16 protein-coding genes are annotated in these 18,182 nt (G+C 47.2%); 8 read left to right on the plus strand and 8 right to left on the minus strand.

From position 1 onward, the window contains the following. Positions 1 to 202 precede the first annotated feature (202 nt). The 6 genes from ASN18_RS05425 to lsrF all read right to left on the minus strand — a co-directional run bounded on the left by ASN18_RS05425 (position 203) and on the right by lsrF (position 7,738). Positions 203 to 475 carry a type II toxin-antitoxin system YafQ family toxin gene (locus ASN18_RS05425; RefSeq protein ID WP_085051731.1) on the minus strand — a complete coding sequence of 91 codons (273 nt, stop codon included), beginning with the start codon at positions 473 to 475 and terminating at the stop codon, positions 203 to 205. Then, positions 472 to 738 (minus strand): type II toxin-antitoxin system RelB/DinJ family antitoxin, encoded by a 267-nt coding sequence (locus tag ASN18_RS05430; RefSeq protein WP_085051732.1) that lies wholly within the window; start codon positions 736 to 738, stop codon positions 472 to 474. Before ASN18_RS05430 ends, ASN18_RS05425 begins: the two co-directional genes overlap by 4 nt. 116 nt (positions 739 to 854) lie before the next feature. After that, positions 855 to 3,905: a phospholipid carrier-dependent glycosyltransferase gene (locus ASN18_RS05435; protein WP_085051733.1), complete on the minus strand. Its 3,051-nt coding sequence runs from the start codon at positions 3,903 to 3,905 to the stop codon at positions 855 to 857. Positions 3,906 to 3,982: 77 nt separating this feature from the next. Beyond that, positions 3,983 to 4,645, minus strand: coding sequence for a PBECR3 domain-containing polyvalent protein (locus ASN18_RS05440; protein ID WP_085051734.1), 663 nt, complete (start codon positions 4,643 to 4,645; stop codon positions 3,983 to 3,985). Between the two features lie 73 nt (positions 4,646 to 4,718). After that, positions 4,719 to 6,833 (minus strand): bifunctional aldolase/short-chain dehydrogenase, encoded by a 2,115-nt coding sequence (locus tag ASN18_RS05445; protein ID WP_085051735.1) that lies wholly within the window; start codon positions 6,831 to 6,833, stop codon positions 4,719 to 4,721. Next, the gene (gene lsrF / locus ASN18_RS05450; RefSeq protein ID WP_085051736.1) at positions 6,830 to 7,738 is read right to left on the minus strand and encodes a 3-hydroxy-5-phosphonooxypentane-2,4-dione thiolase; all 909 of its coding nucleotides are present in this window, start codon (positions 7,736 to 7,738) and stop codon (positions 6,830 to 6,832) included. Before lsrF ends, ASN18_RS05445 begins: the two co-directional genes overlap by 4 nt. 236 nt (positions 7,739 to 7,974) lie before the next feature. On the opposite strand from lsrF, the gene ASN18_RS05455 reads away from it, so the two are divergent. Both ASN18_RS05455 and ASN18_RS05460 read left to right on the plus strand, forming a co-directional pair. Beyond that, positions 7,975 to 9,567: a glucose-6-phosphate isomerase gene (locus ASN18_RS05455; RefSeq protein WP_085051737.1), complete on the plus strand. Its 1,593-nt coding sequence runs from the start codon at positions 7,975 to 7,977 to the stop codon at positions 9,565 to 9,567. A gap of 54 nt (positions 9,568 to 9,621) precedes the next feature. After that, positions 9,622 to 10,887 (plus strand): phosphatase PAP2 family protein, encoded by a 1,266-nt coding sequence (locus ASN18_RS05460; RefSeq protein ID WP_085051738.1) that lies wholly within the window; start codon positions 9,622 to 9,624, stop codon positions 10,885 to 10,887. A gap of 47 nt (positions 10,888 to 10,934) precedes the next feature. Here the strand turns inward: ASN18_RS05460 and ASN18_RS17075 are convergent, their stop codons facing one another. Further along, positions 10,935 to 11,108, minus strand: a complete 174-nt coding sequence (locus ASN18_RS17075; RefSeq protein ID WP_157072848.1) for a hypothetical protein — start codon at positions 11,106 to 11,108, stop codon at positions 10,935 to 10,937. A 150-nt stretch (positions 11,109 to 11,258) separates the two neighbouring features. Then, the gene (locus tag ASN18_RS05465; RefSeq protein WP_085051739.1) at positions 11,259 to 11,771 is read right to left on the minus strand and encodes a Uma2 family endonuclease; all 513 of its coding nucleotides are present in this window, start codon (positions 11,769 to 11,771) and stop codon (positions 11,259 to 11,261) included. Between the two features lie 308 nt (positions 11,772 to 12,079). Here ASN18_RS05465 and fabG point away from each other — a divergent pair, with 308 nt between their 5' ends. From fabG to ASN18_RS05495, 6 genes are all read left to right on the plus strand, one after another. Further along, positions 12,080 to 12,814, plus strand: a complete 735-nt coding sequence (gene fabG / locus ASN18_RS05470) for a 3-oxoacyl-[acyl-carrier-protein] reductase (RefSeq protein ID WP_085051772.1) — start codon at positions 12,080 to 12,082, stop codon at positions 12,812 to 12,814. Positions 12,815 to 12,894: 80 nt separating this feature from the next. Continuing rightward, positions 12,895 to 13,131 carry an acyl carrier protein gene (gene acpP, locus ASN18_RS05475; protein WP_085051740.1) on the plus strand — a complete coding sequence of 79 codons (237 nt, stop codon included), beginning with the start codon at positions 12,895 to 12,897 and terminating at the stop codon, positions 13,129 to 13,131. A gap of 34 nt (positions 13,132 to 13,165) precedes the next feature. Further along, complete coding sequence (gene fabF / locus ASN18_RS05480; RefSeq protein WP_085051741.1) at positions 13,166 to 14,410, plus strand: beta-ketoacyl-ACP synthase II; 1,245 nt, start codon at positions 13,166 to 13,168, stop codon at positions 14,408 to 14,410. A 3-nt stretch (positions 14,411 to 14,413) separates the two neighbouring features. Beyond that, the gene (gene rnc, locus ASN18_RS05485) at positions 14,414 to 15,193 is read left to right on the plus strand and encodes a ribonuclease III (protein WP_085051742.1); all 780 of its coding nucleotides are present in this window, start codon (positions 14,414 to 14,416) and stop codon (positions 15,191 to 15,193) included. Then, positions 15,190 to 16,245 carry a phosphoribosylformylglycinamidine cyclo-ligase gene (purM, locus tag ASN18_RS05490; RefSeq protein ID WP_085051743.1) on the plus strand — a complete coding sequence of 352 codons (1,056 nt, stop codon included), beginning with the start codon at positions 15,190 to 15,192 and terminating at the stop codon, positions 16,243 to 16,245. Before rnc ends, purM begins: the two co-directional genes overlap by 4 nt. 16 nt (positions 16,246 to 16,261) lie before the next feature. Beyond that, a complete protein-coding gene (locus tag ASN18_RS05495; RefSeq protein WP_306688663.1) occupies positions 16,262 to 18,181 on the plus strand; it encodes a molybdopterin biosynthesis protein in 1,920 nt (639 codons plus the stop codon). Position 18,182: the final 1 nt, after the last annotated feature.

The raw sequence follows: 18,182 nt of genomic DNA on the forward strand, positions 1-18,182 counted from the left end.
TCACCCGTTAGGTTACATTAAAATCTCGATATCCCTCATTGCCGCGTATTATTCCGCCAAGCAATTTCTATACCGGACAGTATTGGGACAGCGACTGTTATTGCTTGTTAAGGAGATAAAATGGTCGCTGTCACTATTATCCATATTATCGCGTCCTAATCTGTCCCCTCATTGGTTGTTAATCATCTTGAAGAACTTTCTCTTAGTCGAAAAGATCTGAGTGTGTACCACTGCGCTCAAAAATAATGCAATCGCCATCTATCTTGTAAATCATAAGCCAGTCTGATTTGATGTGACATTCCCGCCGTCCTATGTAATTACCGGCAAGTTTATGGTCTCTATGTTTTGGGTCAAGTTTTTCTCCGTTGGTGAGTTTCGTCATAATTTCAAATAATTCTTTAACGTCAGCACCACGCAGCAACATCTGCTTGATGTCCTTTTTAAACTGCCCTGTACGAGCAGGTTTGTACTTCACTTATGGATGTCCAAGTCTTTCAATAAATCATCAACGCTCTCAAAGCTGGTTAAATCTTCTCTTCTGTCTGTTTTTCTAAAGGTTTCAATGGTGGTTTTGTTGGGGATTTTTACTTCAAACGGTAAGCCCTTACGAAGGGCAACCTGACGGTAAAAGAGGTTTATTGCCTCTGTGTTGGAAATTCCCAGTTCTTTAAAGATACCTTCTGCCTCTTTCTTTAGTGCGGGTTCTGTACGCGCTCTAATCATTGCAGTTTTTGACATAATGTTCTCCTTTATTTATATTGTATCACATATGGGATACAATATGCTAACATCGGGCATGTTATGAGGGGCATATCCCATTTGTCTATTCTTCCCCCTTTTTGAATTTAAGGCCGTCAGATATAAAATGTCCAGCCGTCAAACCACCTCAGTGCCGCTTTGACATATGCCTTGCTCACGGGAATGCCGGTTAATATAGGGTAAAACGCTGTAAACAGCAAGACAGTCACTGTGATATACCCATACGTCAACCATCTCATGCCGTTTTTCCGCTCTTCCAGCCATTTTATTACATAGGTTATGCAAAAAATAACAAACGGCACTGAGGCATAGAAATGATATATAAACGTCAGACGCGGCACCGCTGCCCATGGCAAATACTGCGCGCACAAGCCCGTTAAGACAACAAAGACTCCGGCATCTGCCCACTTGCCCGCCAGCGCTACCCCTAACACAACCGCCACAGTCGCTATCCCCAACCACCACACGGCAGGATTCCCCATAGATACTATACTCTGTACCTGGTCCTCTGGCACACTACCGTTATAAAGCCACAGCGGTTTTTTTATTATAGGCCACTCATACCACTTGGATGAAAACGGATGTTCGGCTACGAGATTTTTGTGGTAATCGTACATATCTGTCTGACTTTGTTTTACCGTGCTTAACAGCCCGGCAACACCGTGATATTTTACTGTTGGAACATAGGACAGGACATAGATTACGGCGGGAATCAGTATGAAAAACAGTGTGGCATATTGTATAGCCTTGACCGCAGCCGAGTGTAAGTGCTTAATACTGATTTGAGCAGTTTGTTTTATTCGAGGCTGGCGTTGTTTTTTGCGGGGTGCGGCTGTTTTGCTTAAGTTACCAAACTCAATGTATCTCCTGATAATAGATGCAAAAAATATCACCGCAAGGCCGCCGCCCGCATAAATAGAAATCCACTTTACGGCCACACCTAATCCAAAAAATAACCCGCTCAGGCCAAGATATAATCTGGCGTCTCTGGCAAGGCCGTCTGTTTGAAGCGGACTGGCGGTCATAGAGCCCCAGTACCTGTACATATAGTAATACATCAATATGATGCAAAACACCGCATACGTATCCACCGTAGCCATACGCCCCTGTGCTACCCGCATAAAATCAAATGTCATTAATACAGAAGCTATCATGGCATATCTCATCCACCCGAACAGTCTATATCCAAATACATAGACAATGCCGGGGATAAACGCGGCAAATAACGCCCCCGTAAACCTCCAGCCAAACGGGTTCATTCCAAATATAATTATGCCAGCCTCGATAAAGACCTTTCCCAGTGGTGGATGCGTTGTTTCATATGGCGTCAAGCCGTGCAGGTACTCATATGCCGTGCGCGCATGATAGATTTCGTCAAAGTATGTACTGTTTGTGTATGAAGGCAGGGGTGGAACGGTGTCCTGTTCGTCAATCAGATTGTTTGCCAGATTATTAGCAGGGTATTTATTCGCCAGGGCATCGCTGGTAATCAGCTCATATGGCATTGCTGATTTTACCGGCAGCGGGGTCTGCCCGTCCATCTCGAAAAATGCTATTTCGTTAAGCATTGCCCCGGATGTTACCGCTGTCAATAAGACATAACGCCCTTTATGCTTCATGTCTGTACACTGCCATTCAAAGACAGCCTTTTGTTTGAGCGTAACAGGGGCTTGCCAGTCCTGAAAATCCTGAGAAAAACGCATCTCGTAGTGCCCCTCGCCGATGCCACCAAAAAAACAGACCCTGCCTACCGAGTGCTGCCCTCCAAAATCTATATAGACGCTTTTACCCTTGTCTTCAGCGCTCCAGAAGGTCTCAGGCGCCTTCAACGAACCGAGGCCGTAGAACATAATGACAAGATTAAAAATAGTGATTACCGTTATGGCAGCGTAATCCTTCCCTGCGAGCTTCAACTGGGGAGAAGTTTGGGCAGAGGCAGGATTTTCATTAACCGGTATTGCCACAGTCGTCATAGGCTTATTTAAGTCTGCACCCAGCTTTACAATATATACAAGACACCCAACGTGTGCTATTGAGACAAGCTGAAGCACGCCGCCATACGGGTTTAAGTGGTAGAGTTCCTTCATGCCGTAGTAGAGCACGTAGGTCTCATTAATAAAGAATGTCACACTGACAAATGCGTAAAGATACAACAGCCTCTTGTCTCGTATCCTGATATAACTGACAAGTAAAAGTACAAGGGCGGGAAACAGATACCGCTCGTGCATCTTTGCCGATGTGACGAACACCGCGGTTATCAGTATAGCAGCGATAAGATGATAAATCCCCCCCGTATCAATCCCCCCCGTATCTCTATCTCTTTTCTTATAGAATATATATGCGCAGAATGCAACAGTCAGGACAATAAACACATAGCCCCATGCCTCATATGTAATGCCAAGCACCCTGTCCGTAACCGGCACAAAATTCCCGCCCAGAAGGGCAAAGAGATTAAACGCATTTAACGAGGCATATGGGTATGACGACAGTGTCCCGTGGTAGTGTTTGACTATCCAGAGGAGTTCCTTGTTAATCGCAAACGGTACTATCGCCGCAATAAATACGCAGACGGCTAAACCAACCGCTATGGCTGCCTTTTTGGGCGGCACACGGCTCAAGGCGAAAATCAGCACAGGCGTAAATATCAGTCCCTGGGGTTTGATTAGCACTGAGAGTGCAAACACCACAACTGCCGCGGTGAGCCGCCCCCCCGTAATGAGCATGATAAACAAGAGTACGCAAAGGCTGAATACTGAGTCCACCTGCCCCCATACGGCTGAGTTAACTATAACCGCCGGGTTAAGGGCATAGGCAAGGGCAAGCCATACGGCCACGGCTATGGGAAAATATCTGCGAGCCATTAAAAAGACAAGATGTGCTGCCGCTATATCTGTTATCATCGAAGGGAGTTTTATAAGATATAAAAAAGACTTCGACATATCTGGCAGCGAAAGGGCATCTTTTATCTTTCCTATCAGATAAAACACATAGACATAGCCTGGTGGATAGTCAGCAAATACATCCACTGAGTAAAACCCGGAAAGTCCCACAGCGGAGGCGCGCACTGCCCATGCCTTAAACGTACCGATGTCTATCGGATGGCCTTCTGTTGAAACCGCTAAGACAGAGCGCAGCACAAAGGCCACAACGAGGGCTGCGACATAGTAGACCGGGATTATGCCCTTGCCAGAGTCCTCACTGACCGTGCTATTGGAGCTATAGGTTATACTTCCTCCTCATTGACACCATCGTCGGAATATGGTATAGTATAGGTATAAGAAGGCGGGGTGGTAAGCGTTTCGGACGTTTGAGATGAGGTCTCTTCATGAGGCATAGCATCATACCGCTGGCCTTCTTTTACAGTTTTGACCTTCTTGTATAATGTTTTAGCTGCAAGTTCCTTTTGCCCTGTCCGCACTTCTTCATAGTAATAAATTTCACCGTTAATTTGCTTTGTGTATAAGAGTAAGTCCTGGCCTTTTCTTGTTTTTCCAGCATATTCAACACTGTCAGGATTGGCTGTTATTTCAGGGATACTTAGTATATCATCCTTAGTAATGGCTATTTGACCACGAGCTTGTTCCTTTGCCGGGTTGCCATGTTGGTTCATCATGTGCCTGATAGCTTCGCTATCGATAACTTTTCCGAATCCGTTTATATCAAGTTCAATATTATGTTTCCTGGCAGATTTCTTTGCTTCTTCAGCTTGTTTGTCAGGTATTTCACCATACTTTACCTTATTAAACGTTACTATTCTTTCATTCGCTGCTTTGAACAATCTATCCAAGGCCTCATTGAAATTAACCGTTTCTCTAATAAACCGACCATTAATACCCCTTGTTGTATGTATGACATTTGTTGGAAATGTAATTTCTTCACCTTCCAAGCCGGTTAGCCTTGTAAACCACTGCTCGCCTGTATTAAACTCTTCATTCTTATGACACTGGGATTATTTGGTATCATCGGGGCACGGCATCGGGCAGGCCGCCGTCAACGGGGATTGTCGCCCCGGTTGTCGGTGTGTGTCTTGCGGCAAAAAACAGCACAGCCTTTGCCACGTGGGAGGCCGTTACGCGGGCCTTCAGGAGGTTGCGCCCCTTGTAGTAGTCCTCAAGTCCTTGTTCGTCAAGCCCACGGGCTCGCATCCTGTCCGGGCCGATTTCTTCCCACAAGCCTGATCTCCTTGCCCCGTCTGAAAACACACCGTCCGGGGCTACCATATTAACCCGCACCCCCACTGCGGCAAGCTCCAGCGAGGCTATACGCGCCACCTGATGTGCCGCCGCCTTTGTAACGCTGTATGCCCCGAAATTAGCGCTTGGTGAAAACACATTCTTTGTCGAAATCAATATAATATCACCACCTGTTTTCTGGATAGCAAAGCGCCTTGCCGCCTCGGCAATTATAAGCAGCGTCCCGTCTATGTTTACCTTCTCTAACTTCCTGAACGCCTCTATGGACATATCAGCAAGGGACGACACCATTGCAATCCCTGCGTTGACTACTACGATGTCAAGCCCGCCCCATGCCTCAATCACACTGTCACACGCGCCAGCAACAGACACATGGTCTGTAACATCCATCGGGAGCGCCATTACTCTAGGGCCGAACTGACCGTGTAATTCTTCACAGAGACTGTCAAGCCTCTGGCCGGGCAGGTCTGTGACAGCCACATGGCAGCCATTTAAAAGCAGCTCCCTTGCAATAGCGCTGCCGATTGCACCTGCTGCGCCGGTGATGACTGCAGTCTCGCGGGCAAGCGGCAACTCTGCAGAATGGCCAAGTTTGGCGTGCTGGTATGTCCTGTACTCCATTGCGAAGACTGCCTCTTCGGAGATTCCCTTGAACTGACGCCTCATACTGGCAATCGCTGTCTTTATCTCTATCGACTGGTGGGTGATGTCTGCAGCTACAGTTGCTGACTCAATGTCCCTGCCGGAGCATACAACGCCAATCCCTTCAATATAGAGTACCCTCGGTATGGAATCAAATCGTGAAATATCCCCGCCCATCGCATGTGAGGCTAAGTAATCTTCATAGCGTCTTTTGTAATCTTCGATTGCGTTAGACAACTGAGTCCTCAGCACTTCAAGGTCATCATAGTTCAGGGCATCTATCCAGAGGGGGTAGCTCTTTGTCCTTATCAGATAGTCCGACGTGACAGGTGGCGTTAGGGCAGTCTCTCTGCCAATGCCGGAGTCAATGTAATCAAGTGTCTCAGCATCTATCAACGGTTTTAGAATGACACGGTTAAATGGCCTGTCCTCGCAGCCTGAGCCTTCGGCAAGCAGCCCTCTGAGTATTGGGGCTGTCATTATATAGCGCTTTCTCGCCTCATCCGGTGATGTTGTGCGTTTAACTTCCGGGCGTGTCGTTATATGTTTTTTAATATATTCCTCAGCGGCAGTGACAATGTCTATCATGCGGTCATAGGATTCACGGGCAGTGTCTCCCCATGTAACAACCCCGTGATGAAGGAGGCAAATTGCCTTAGTGTCTGGGCTACTGTGGCTGCCGTTAAAGGCATTAAGGACGGCCTTCGCTAATTTAAAGCCCGGCGTGTAGTACTCAACGACAAGGCAGTCAGCGCCAAGCGCCTCTTTAATCAACTGTTCAGAGCCTGCCTGATTTGCCAGTGTTAAGATCGCATCTGCATGTGTGTGGTCTATGTACTTAAAGGGTAGAAACACGTGCAGCAGTGTCTCAACCGACGGCGTAGGGGCAACTGCTGAGAACATGTGTGTACGAAATTCGTTTATCATTACCTCATCAGACATATCCTCAATGCAGGCAAGCCCACGAAGATAATTCAAATCAAGACCGACATGACCTTCCGGACCGATTTTAGACATATCCACGCCCGACGCCTTTACATATACCGCATCGACTAATTCACCAATGATGTTTCTGTGTTTATCTTTTACAGAGGTATTGCCGCCTCCGTGCAGAACAAGATGTCTGTCGCTGCCCAGCAATCTGGCTGAGTAAGTTCTAAGGGCAAGCGCCCTGCCCCATTTATCTTCATGCCGGGCAACAAAGTCCTCAGCGTCGGCGTCTGACCATCTGTTTATCATTTTGACCTTTTTGACTTTTTCTTATCTATCTTGTTTTTCAGTGTCTGGTAGAGTTCATAGGCGTGCTGTGGTTTCATGTTTTCGTGGACAACCTTACGAACGGCCTGAATCATTGCCACTGGGGAGTCGGACTGGAAGATGTTCCTCCCCATATCGACACCAAGTGCGCCTTCATGAATGGCATTATATGACATAGTCAGCGCATCAAGCTCCGGGAGTTTCTTGCCTCCAGCCATCACAACAGGTACGGGGCATGAGGAGGTGACAGTATCAAACCCCTCGGCGATGTAATATGTCTTTACGTAAGTGGCGCCAAGTTCGGCACAAATCCGGCAGGCAAGACGAAAATACCGGGCGTCGCGCACCATCTCCTTGCCTACTGCCGTTACTGCAAGAACGGGAATGCCATAGCGGTTGGCCTTGTCTATCAGGCGGGTCATGTTGTGAATTGACTTGGTTTCATACTCGCCGCCAATAAAGACCTGAACGGCGAGGGCTGCGGCGTTTAGGCGGATAGCGTCTTCAATGTTCATGGCAAGCTCTTCGTTGGAGAGTTCTTTTAATATGCTTGGGCCGCCGCTTGCCCTTAAGACTATGCCGCCCGTATATGAAGGCGGGATGTTCGCCCGCAGAATGCCGCGTGTAAGCATAAGCGTATCTGTAAATGGTACCAGCGGGACGATATTAATGTCCACACGCTCAAGGCCGGTGGTAGGGCCTTGAAAATATCCATGGTCAATGGCAAGCATAACGGTCTTGCCGGTTGATGGGTTAAATATATTTGACAGCCTGTTTTTCATCCCCCAGTCAAGTGAGTTCGAGCCTTTTAAAAAAAATGGGGTATTTTTTGCCGGTACATCGGTATAAAACATCTTTGCGTCTTTAACATTATCCAAATCGGCCACTTTTGTCCTCCCTGTAACTAAATTTGTGGGCAGTTTAACGTATTATAGTCGATACGCGCGTAAATATTCCAGACCTGCCTTAACGTTTATATGTCAAAACGCTGCCCCCAATCCATTATCTTATCCTGTTGTCCTGTTATCTGGGGGGCGTTCTTTACTTAAATAAAAAAAACTGTTATATTACCAGCGCGGTCAAGCATCTGTGAATATCTTTAACCTTAAACGGAGGATTGAGCATGAAAAATACAGACTATTGGAAACGATATAAGAAATACCTATATGTCAGCGAAACACTTGGCTTGATGATAGACATTAGCAGGATGAAATTTACCGATGCCTATATGAAGAAAATGGAGCCTCTCGTCCAAAAGGCCTTTGATGATATGCAAAAACTCGAATCCGGCGCAATCGCAAACCCTGACGAGGGACGCATGGTCGGGCACTACTGGCTCAGAAATGCAGCCCTTGCCCCGGACAAAGCGATAACTTCTGAAATAGAGGATACACTCTCAGCCATAAAGGAATTCTCTCATGCCGTACACACGGGCAAGATTGTGTCAGAAAATGGGGCAACATTTAAGAATGTCCTTGTCATAGGAATCGGCGGCTCTGCCCTCGGCCCGCAATTTGCCGCCTCAGCAATCGGCACACCGAATGACCCGATGACAGTATACTTTTTCGACAACACAGACCCCGACGGTATGGACTTTGTGCTTGGTCAAATTAATCAAACACTTGGGCAGACACTCTCTCTGGTAATATCGAAAAGCGGCTCAACCCTTGAGACAAGAAATGGAATGCTTGAGGCAAAGCGTGCCTATGAGTCAATGGGATTGAACTTTGCCAAACACGCCGTCGCCGTTACCGGCAAAGACAGCAAGCTTGATAAAATAGCCACAACTGAGGGATGGCTAAAGCGCTTCCCAATGTGGGATTGGGTAGGAGGGAGGACATCTGAGACATCTGCCGTTGGGCTCTTGCCTGCCGCGCTGCAGGGGCTTGACATAGATTCAATCCTCAAGGGGGCAAGGCAGTGTGACGAGGCAACCCGCACAAGGAACCCCATGGAAAATCCATCGGCAATCCTCGCCCTTATGTGGCACTATGCTACTAAGGGAAAGGGCACGAAGGACATGGTTATACTGCCATATAAAGACCGCCTTTCTCTGTTTACAAAGTACTTGCAGCAGCTTATCATGGAGTCCCTCGGCAAGGAAAAAGACCTCGACGGCAATATCGTCCACCAGGGGATCTCCGTCTATGGAAATAAAGGCTCTACAGACCAGCACGCCTACATTCAGCAGCTCAGAGACGGCGTCAATAATTTCTTTGTAACCTTTGTTGAAGTCCTCAAAGACAGAGAAGGCGAATCGATGTTCGTTGAGGGGGATTTCACCACAGGGGACTATCTCAGCGCATTTGCCCTGGGCACACGCTCTGCCCTTACCGGCAGCGACAGGGAATCGATGACCATCACAATCGAAAAGATTGATGCGTTTTCTCTGGGGATACTCATAGCCCTGTATGAAAGGGCAGTTGGGTTTTATGCCTCTTTGATAAATATTAACGCGTATCATCAGCCGGGTGTAGAGGCAGGGAAAAAGGCTGCCGGCTCAGTGGTTACGCTTCAACACGCTGTGCTAAACCATCTGAAATGTAATAAGGGCAAGGCATTCAGCGCCGATGAGACCGCTGCCGCTATCGAGGCAGTGGATGATGCCGAGTTGGTATTTAAGATACTCCTGCGTGCTAGCCATAATGCAGAGCGCAAGATAATAATAAAAAATGGCAAACACATCACCAGCTCAAGGTTTCAGTATACGGGTTAAGCGCTATGACCTGCGGCCAGTGATAATGCCGGGAACTTGTGGATACGGGAGTCGATGAGGAGGACTTATCGCGCCCTGTGGCTTCCAGAGTTCCTGGCGCTGCTTGCAGTTGTCTCTGTTACTACGGTTGTACTTATTAAGACCCCTATAGATATCGGGATAGAGAGGTATTTCTATGGGGCATCCTCTTCAAAGATGACATGGTTTTTGACAAACCGTTTTCCGTGGAAACAGCTCTACTACTATGCCTCTGTGCCTGCCGCGCTGACGGCAGCAGCCTCCGTTTTAGTGCTGATATTGGGGTACATAAACTTCAAGTACAAGAAATACAGGCTGTATGCTATTTATTTAATCCTTGCGCTGGTCATAGGCCCAGGCCTTTTGGTAAACCTGACGCTAAAAAACTACTGGGGAAGGCCGCGTCCAGTAGAGATAAAAACATTCGGCGGCATGTGGGACTACCAGCATGTGCTGCAAAAAGGCGAGGGCGGCAGGGGTAAGTCCTTTCCCTCAGGGCATGCCTCGATTGGATATTACTTCTTTGCCTTTTATTTCATCTTTCGCCGTAAGAAGAGGGCAATTGCGTTTTGGTCTTTGGCAGCCGCCTACGGCACACTGCTTGGGGTCACGAGGATGTCTATGGGCGGGCATTTCCTCTCTGATGTCTTGTGGTCGGGCTATATTGTGTTTTTCAGCTCATGGGCACTTTACTATTTTATTCTCAGGATACCGCAAAGAGAAGACTCTGCCATTGGCGCACCAGACATACAGTTAAGTTTTCGTAAGAAGGTGCTTATAGTATTGGTATACTGCGTTATCGCTGCCGGGATCATGATGGGGGTACTTCTGACAACGCCGGTTTACAAGGACATACATCATACGTCCGATGAGGCATACGTAAAGCCGTACAACATATCTGTCCGGTGTTCAGAGTGTAATGTCAATATATCCTTTGTAAACAACGGAGTGTTGACAATAACTGGGACGGTGCAGGGGGCCGGTCTGCCGGGCAACTACATACAGGAATCATTTGATGTGGGGAAGCGGTTTTTACTGGCAGAATATAAATATAATCTCAGACCTCATGGCATATACTCGGAACTAACGGCAAACTTAAATATTATAGTGGGGGCTTCAACAAACAGCGTCTTATCGTTGAGTGTCGATGTAGAAGACGGGGATATTACGTTCCAAACCCCTGAGATGGGCGTCATCGTACCACAATACATCTTTATCAACCTAAAGAACGGGCAACTGTCACTCCCTGAATCGCTCAGAGATAAATCTATTAATCTCTCCGGCACAGCGGCAGTTAAATAGGGCCTGCCAGGTGAGCAGCAGAATTGTTTAGTGGCATTTTACGCAGTCTATTTCTTAGGCACAGCCTCTTTCATCTTTTCTTGCAGCAGTTTCATTTCTTCAGGGGTATACCTTATAGTTTCATTTTCGCTTAATCGTTTGTCCTGAGTGTCGTTATTTCCCGGGTCTTCCTTGTTTACTGGGTTTACCGGGGATACCGGGTTTACCGGGCTGTCTGCCATAGCCACCCTCCTTTTTGCATTATCATGGCCTTAATTATATAAACTATACCATAACACTGCCCCGCCCTGCAACCCTGCGAATTACCCTCTTATCTATCCAGTGTCAAAATACATTGTTAGCAGCACACGTTAAAACTACATGGAATCACTTCACTCAAAGATATCCTTGATATCAATTTGCAATCCTTCTATGACTTTAGATGTAACAACGCCCTCAACTTCTGCAATGGAATGTAGTTTATATTTATCCTTTTCTATTGTTAAAATCTTGATAGTAAAAAACTCAGGTAGAACTATCCAGTACTCCGGCACTCTGTATTTTTCATAAATCGCCTTCTTGATTTCCGTATCCCTCTCAAAACTACCTGGTGAAACTATTTCACAAACCATATCAGGCACTCCCCTTATCCAGTCCTGAAAGATACTCATATTCTCCTTTTTAATAAATAGAATATCGGGTTGAAGGCGGTTAACTCCTTCTTCAAATATTATATCCAGGGGTGAATAATATACCTTTCCTAATTCATTTTTTTTCACATAATGCCATATAATGCCATATAAATTACCACCAATACCTTGATGTTTTCCAAACGGGCTTGGCCCCATAACTTCCTCTCCATTGATAATCTCGGTTAAGTCTAAGTCTCTCTCGATGGTTTGCATAAAGTATTATATCACCTGAGTTAAGGACTTGTCGATAGTAAATTCAACTTACACCGGCTGGGAGCAACAAATGCCCACCATTTATCAAGTCATTACGTACCAGCTGGACTATAGCGCGGCCTGTACTGAGTGCGAATCAGCCTGATTTGTTATTAATTTTTGATATTTATAAAAATATTTATATTTTAGGGGTAGAAAAATTCAATAGTAGTTTGCTAATATTACATGCTGTAATTGCTGTGTAATAAAATTGGAGGTGTATTTCATTGGATGCAGATATACCAGCCAGTAGAACAATGAGTGGTACAATGATGGGGCAGACGGCATTAGTAACCGGCTCTGCACGAGGGATTGGAAAAGGAATAGCCCTTGCGCTTGCCAAAAAGGGTGTAAACGTGGTCATCTCTGACGTAAACATCGAAGAGGCAAAGGTTGTAGCCACCGAAATGGAGGCCCTCGGGGTTAAGGCGATGCCTTTAAAGTTTGATGTATCGAACTCTGTGGAGGTCACCTCTGCCTTTGCACAAATCAGCGAGGCCTTCGGCAGACTTGATATTCTGGTAAACAACGCCGGCATTACCCGCGATGCGCTGATAATGAGAATGAAGGACGAGGACTGGGACGCCGTTATAAATATAAATCTCAAGAGTGTGTTTTTATGTTCAAAAGAGGCCGTAAAGCTAATGTCTAAACAGAGGTACGGGCGAATTGTCAACATAGCCTCTGTGGTCGCCTTTATGGGCAACGCAGGGCAGGCGAATTACTCCGCCTCCAAAGCAGGCATTATAGGTCTTACAAAGACCACAGCAAAGGAATACGCCAAGCGCGGCATAACTGCAAATGCCGTAGCGCCGGGCTTTATCAAAACGGCGATGACAGATGCCCTGCCGGAAAAAGTGAAGGAGGATATGCTTGCGGCAATACCCATAGGGCAGTTCGGGGAAATTGATGATGTTGCTAACGCCGTAGCCTTTCTGGTCTCACCGGAGGCTCGTTACATTACAGGGAACGTGATTCACGTAAATGGCGGTATGTATATGTGATATAAGTGCCGCGCTGTATAGATGTGGCATATAATTCAGGTGGTTCTGAATAATGAATAAAAAATATGGAGGTCAGTCAAATGGCAGAAATAGAAGGAAAGGTTAAGGAAATAATCTCTAAACAGCTTGGCATAGATGTCGGGCAGATAAAGCTGGAATCGTCATTCATAGAAGACCTGGGGGCGGATTCCCTTGATAATGTAGAACTGGTAATGGCCTTCGAGGAGGCATTCGGTATTCAGATACCCGACGAAGCTGCTGAGAAAATAACAAAGGTGCAGGACGCAGTAGATTACATAAAGGGCAAACTTGGTTAATATCAGAAAGATAGCGGCCTGAATGGAGAACTGAATGGAGAAAAAAAGGGTAGTCATAACAGGGCTTGGTATGATAACGCCGTTGGGGATTGGTGTAGAGAAATCATGGAACGCAGTCCTTGCAGGTGTCTCCGGCATAGGCAGGATTACACGCTATAACGACCCGAATCTCCCCGTGCAAATAGCCGGCGAGGTGAAAGACTTTGTCCCGGAAGACTATATTCATCCAAAAGAAGTAAAAAAGATGGACAGGTTCATTCATTTTGCAATGGCCGCCTCTGAGATGGCCTTAAATGATTCGGGACTGAAGATAACAGAAGAAAATGCAGAAAGGGTGGGTGTGTTGATAGGCTCAGGCATCGGCGGACTCCCTGCCATTGAGCACTACCACAAGGCATATTTAGAAGGTGGTCACAGAAAGGTCTCGCCTTTTTTCATCCCCATGTTGATAATCAATCTGGCCGCCGGTAATGTATCGCTGAGATATGGCGCCAAAGGCCCAAACTCTGCCGTTGCTACCGCTTGTGCCTCCGGCAATCACGCCATAGGAGATGCATACAAGATAATCCAGCGCGGCGAGGCAGACGCCATGATAGCAGGCGGCACTGAGTCAGTAATATCCCCGCTTGCCGTTGCAGGCTTTACTATTATGAAGGCCCTGTCAAGGCGAAATGACGCCCCGGAAAAGGCAAGCCGCCCGTTCGACATTGACCGTGATGGTTTTGTTATGGGTGAAGGGGCAGGTATAGTAATACTTGAGAGCCTTGAGAGCGCCCAGGAAAGAGGGGCAAGGATATACGCAGAACTCTGTGGTTACGGAATGAGCAGCGACGCATATCACATTACAACTCCCTCTATCGACGGCGACGGCGCTTTCAGGTGCATGAGAGCAGCCCTAAAGGACGCCCAAATTCAACCGGAGCAAATCAACTATATAAACGCCCACGGCACATCGACAAAGTTTAACGATGAACTTGAGACAATGGCGATAAAAAAATTGTTTAAAGACCATGCCTATAAGCTTGCCATAAGCTCGACTAAATCCATGACAGGGCATCTGTTAGGGGCGGCAGGCGGCGTGGAGGCTGTGTTTTCAGTGTTGAGCATCTGTAACAACATCATTGCCCCAACGATAAATCTTGACAACCCAGACCCGCTCTGCGACCTTGACTATACCCCTCATAAGGCACGCAAGGCCGACATTGAATACGCACTGTCGAACTCCTTCGGTTTCGGAGGCACAAACGCCTGTATAGTGTTTAAGAGAACGATATTTTAACTCATGGTACTCCCAGCATTGCTAACAGCGCTTGAGCAGTCGCTAAACTACTATTTTAACGACAAGGAACTGCTCGTTGAGGCCGTTACACACCGCTCATACTATCACGAGTGTCTTGACAAGTCGCAGCAATACAATGAAAGGGTAGAGTTCCTGGGAGACTCCGTCCTGGGGCTTGCCATCTCAGAGACCCTGTATGTTGAAAAGGTCTTCTGCAAAAAAAACAATAAGCTAGTCCATACCATCTTCTCTGAATCTGAGATGTCAAGATTGAAATCCTACCTTGTATCAAAAAAGATTCTCTCCCAACTGGCGCTTGATATGAATCTTGGACAATATCTAAAACTTGGCAAGGGCGAGGAGATGACCGGCGGCAGGGAAAAACACTCTCTGCTTGCAAATACCCTTGAGGCAATCTTTGGCGCTGTATTCCTTGACGGCGGCTACGATACGGCTAAGACGGTTATCATAAAACTCTATCAGCCTGTATTAACTCAGGTGTTGAGCAGCCACACATCTTTCGATTACAAGACCGAACTACAGGAGATCAGCCAAAAACTATTTTCCTCGCTGCCCGAATATAAGCTCGCCTTAGAGTCCGGCAACGACCATGATAAAGACTTTGTTTACGAGGTCTACTTAGGCGGTAAATGTATGGGGTCAGGCAGCGGCAAGAACAAAAAATCAGCCCAATCTGAGGCAGCACGCGTAGCGCTTGAGGCAATTGCCTGCTCTAAAACAATAGATGAACCGCAACTGCATAATAACCAGGCAGTACAATGATTGACACCGGCAAATCTAATCCCCCAGCCTCATTAACATACAAAGACTCAGGGGTTGATATAGACAAGGCCGACACATTCATTAAAGACATTGCTCCATTAATAAAAAAGACATTCAGAAAAGAGGTACTCACAGACATAGGGTCATTTAGTGCCTTGTTCAGGCTTGACATTACCAAATTTACAGAACCCGTGCTTGTGAGCGGTACGGATGGTGTGGGCACAAAATTAAAAATAGCGTTCATGGCCGGAAGGCACGATACGATTGGCATAGACCTTGTTGCAATGTGCGTAAACGATGTGCTTACCTCAGGGGCAGAGCCGCTGTTTTTTCTGGATTATCTGGCAGTATCTTCCCTTGATCCACACACAGCGGGGGAGATTATCAAGGGGATTGCTGAGGGATGTAAAGAGGCTGGCTGCGCGCTGATTGGCGGTGAGACAGCCGAGATGCCCGGCTTTTATTCAAACGGTGAATACGATGTGGCGGGTTTTTGCGTCGGTGCTGTAAACAAACCTGAAATCATAGACGGCTCATCCATAGTGGAAGGCGATACGGTTATTGGTCTGGCGTCGTCTGGGCTTCACAGTAACGGCTACTCGCTGGCAAGAAAATTATTCTTTGAGACAGAAGGCCATGATGTTAATGCCTTCATCCCTGAACTTGGCAAGACAATAGGAGAGGAGCTGTTGACGCCGACTAAGATATATGTAAAGGCAGTGTTCTCACTAAAGAGCGAACTGAAAATAAAGGGCATGGCACATATAACCGGAGGCGGGATAACCGGCAACCTGCCGCGCATATTACCTGCCGGGTTTGGCGCATCAATTGATAAGTCTTCGTGGGAAGCGTCTAAGATATTCGGCCTGATAAGAAACAAAGGCATCATCGCAGAAGATGAAATGTTTAAGACATTTAACATGGGCATAGGCTATACGATAGTAACGCCAAAGGAAGACGCTGCTCGTGCCGTTGAAATCCTCAACGGCATGGGCCAGAGGACATTTATAATAGGAAACATAGTAAAAGGCAGCGGGGTAATCTACAATTAGGGCAGGCAGCATATTCATTGACAGCATACCATTAGACGAGGCGCTGAGAAAGTGGTTTTCCTTTCTCGCTGAACAGGGCATCTTAGCAGTATTTCCGGGTGAGGCCGTTGAAGCAGCCGCCTCGATGGACAGGATTACGGCTGAGCCGGTAACTGCCCTTGTGTCCTCACCGTTTTTTCATTCCTCGGCGATGGACGGCTATGCCGTCAGGTTTGACGCGACATTTGGGGCATCTGAGACTACCCCCGTGCAGCTTAGGATTCCAGGCGATGCGGTATATATAAATACGGGTGAGCCGATTCCCGATGGTTTTAACGCAGTTATCATGATAGAAGACGTAAATGTGGTGACGAGCTCTCTCGAAGATAAAGCTATTGAAATCATAAAGGCCGCAGCGCCGTATCAGCATATCAGGGTCATAGGCGAGGATATTGTTGCAACAGAGCTTATTCTGCCTGAAAATCACAAAATCAGGGCAATAGACATAGGGGCAGCGCTGGCAGGCGGGCATACTCAGATTAAGGTCAGGAAAAGACCGTCTGTGGCGATTATCCCAACGGGCAGCGAGATTGTCACCCCGGGTGTGCCGCTTACAAAGGGTAAGATAATTGACTCCAACTCTGCGATGCTGCAAGGGTTGATAAACGCTTCCGGCGCATCGGCCATATGCTATCCAATAGTGAAAGACGACCTGTCTGAGATAAAAGCCGCAGTAAGTGAGGCGGTAAGGGTGCATGACCTCGTATTAATCATCGCTGGTTCATCAGCCGGTTCGCGCGACTATACCTCAACGGTGATAAAAGACCTTGGGCAGTGTATCCTGCACGGTGTAAATATCAAACCCGGCAGGCCGCTCATTCTGGGCACAATAGGCAGATGTGCCGTTGCCGGAGTTCCCGGCTACCCGGTCAGCGCTTATATAACCATAGATTTATTTATAAAACCATTGATACAAAAATGGCTTGGACTAAGCGCTCAGGCGGTTGAGACCATCCCAGCAGTAATCGGCAGGACGATAAGTTCGGCGATAGGGCAGGAGGAGTTTGTCCGCGTAAAGGTCGGCAAGGTAGGCAACAGGTTTGTGGCCACGCCACTTGGACGTGGTGCTGGAGTAATGATGTCCCTGGTCAGGGCAGATGCAATGCTGGTAATCCCGGCTATGTCAGAAGGGGTTGGGGCGGCCTCAGAGGTCAATCTGTCGCTGATGCGACCGAAAGGCGATATCCTCAACACCATTGTCTGCATAGGCAGCCACGACAATACGCTGGATGTCTTATATAATTTCCTTAAGAGAAAATACCCGCAGTACTCGCTGTCTTCCGCCCATGTGGGTTCGATGGGCGGCATAATCGCAATAAAAAAACACGAGGCCCACATTGCAGGGACACACCTGCTTGATGAGCAGACAGGTCTTTACAACATTCCATTTATCGAAAAATACCTGCCTGATGAAAAAGTCATTCTTGTCAACCTCGTCTACAGGGAGCAGGGGTTTATTGTAAGGCCGGGAAATCCTAAACATATCTCCACAATTGACGACCTGACAAGAGAAGATATTGTGTTTATTAACAGGCAGCCGGGAACCGGCACGAGGCTCCTCACGGACAAGTGTCTGAGAGAACGCGGGATTCCGGGGCAGAAGATCAGAGGTTATGACACAATAGAATATACGCACATGGCCGTTGCCTCAGCCGTTGCCAGCGGGCGCGCTGACACAGGGATGGGGATATTAACGGCTGCCATAGCGCTTGGTCTTGATTTTATTCCGGTTGCGAAGGAGCGCTATGATTTCGTTTTAACGCAGGACTCCTATGCACTTCCTATGGTTGAGGCACTGTTTGATATAATTCGCACTGACACTGCGTTCAGGCAGACTACCCTTCAAATGGGAGGGTACGATATCTCAGACATGGGAAAGGTGATGTACTCAAATTAGC

This window comes from Candidatus Magnetominusculus xianensis (assembly GCA_001541255.1).
Classification (GTDB): domain Bacteria; phylum Nitrospirota; class Thermodesulfovibrionia; order Thermodesulfovibrionales; family Magnetobacteriaceae; genus Magnetominusculus; species Magnetominusculus xianensis.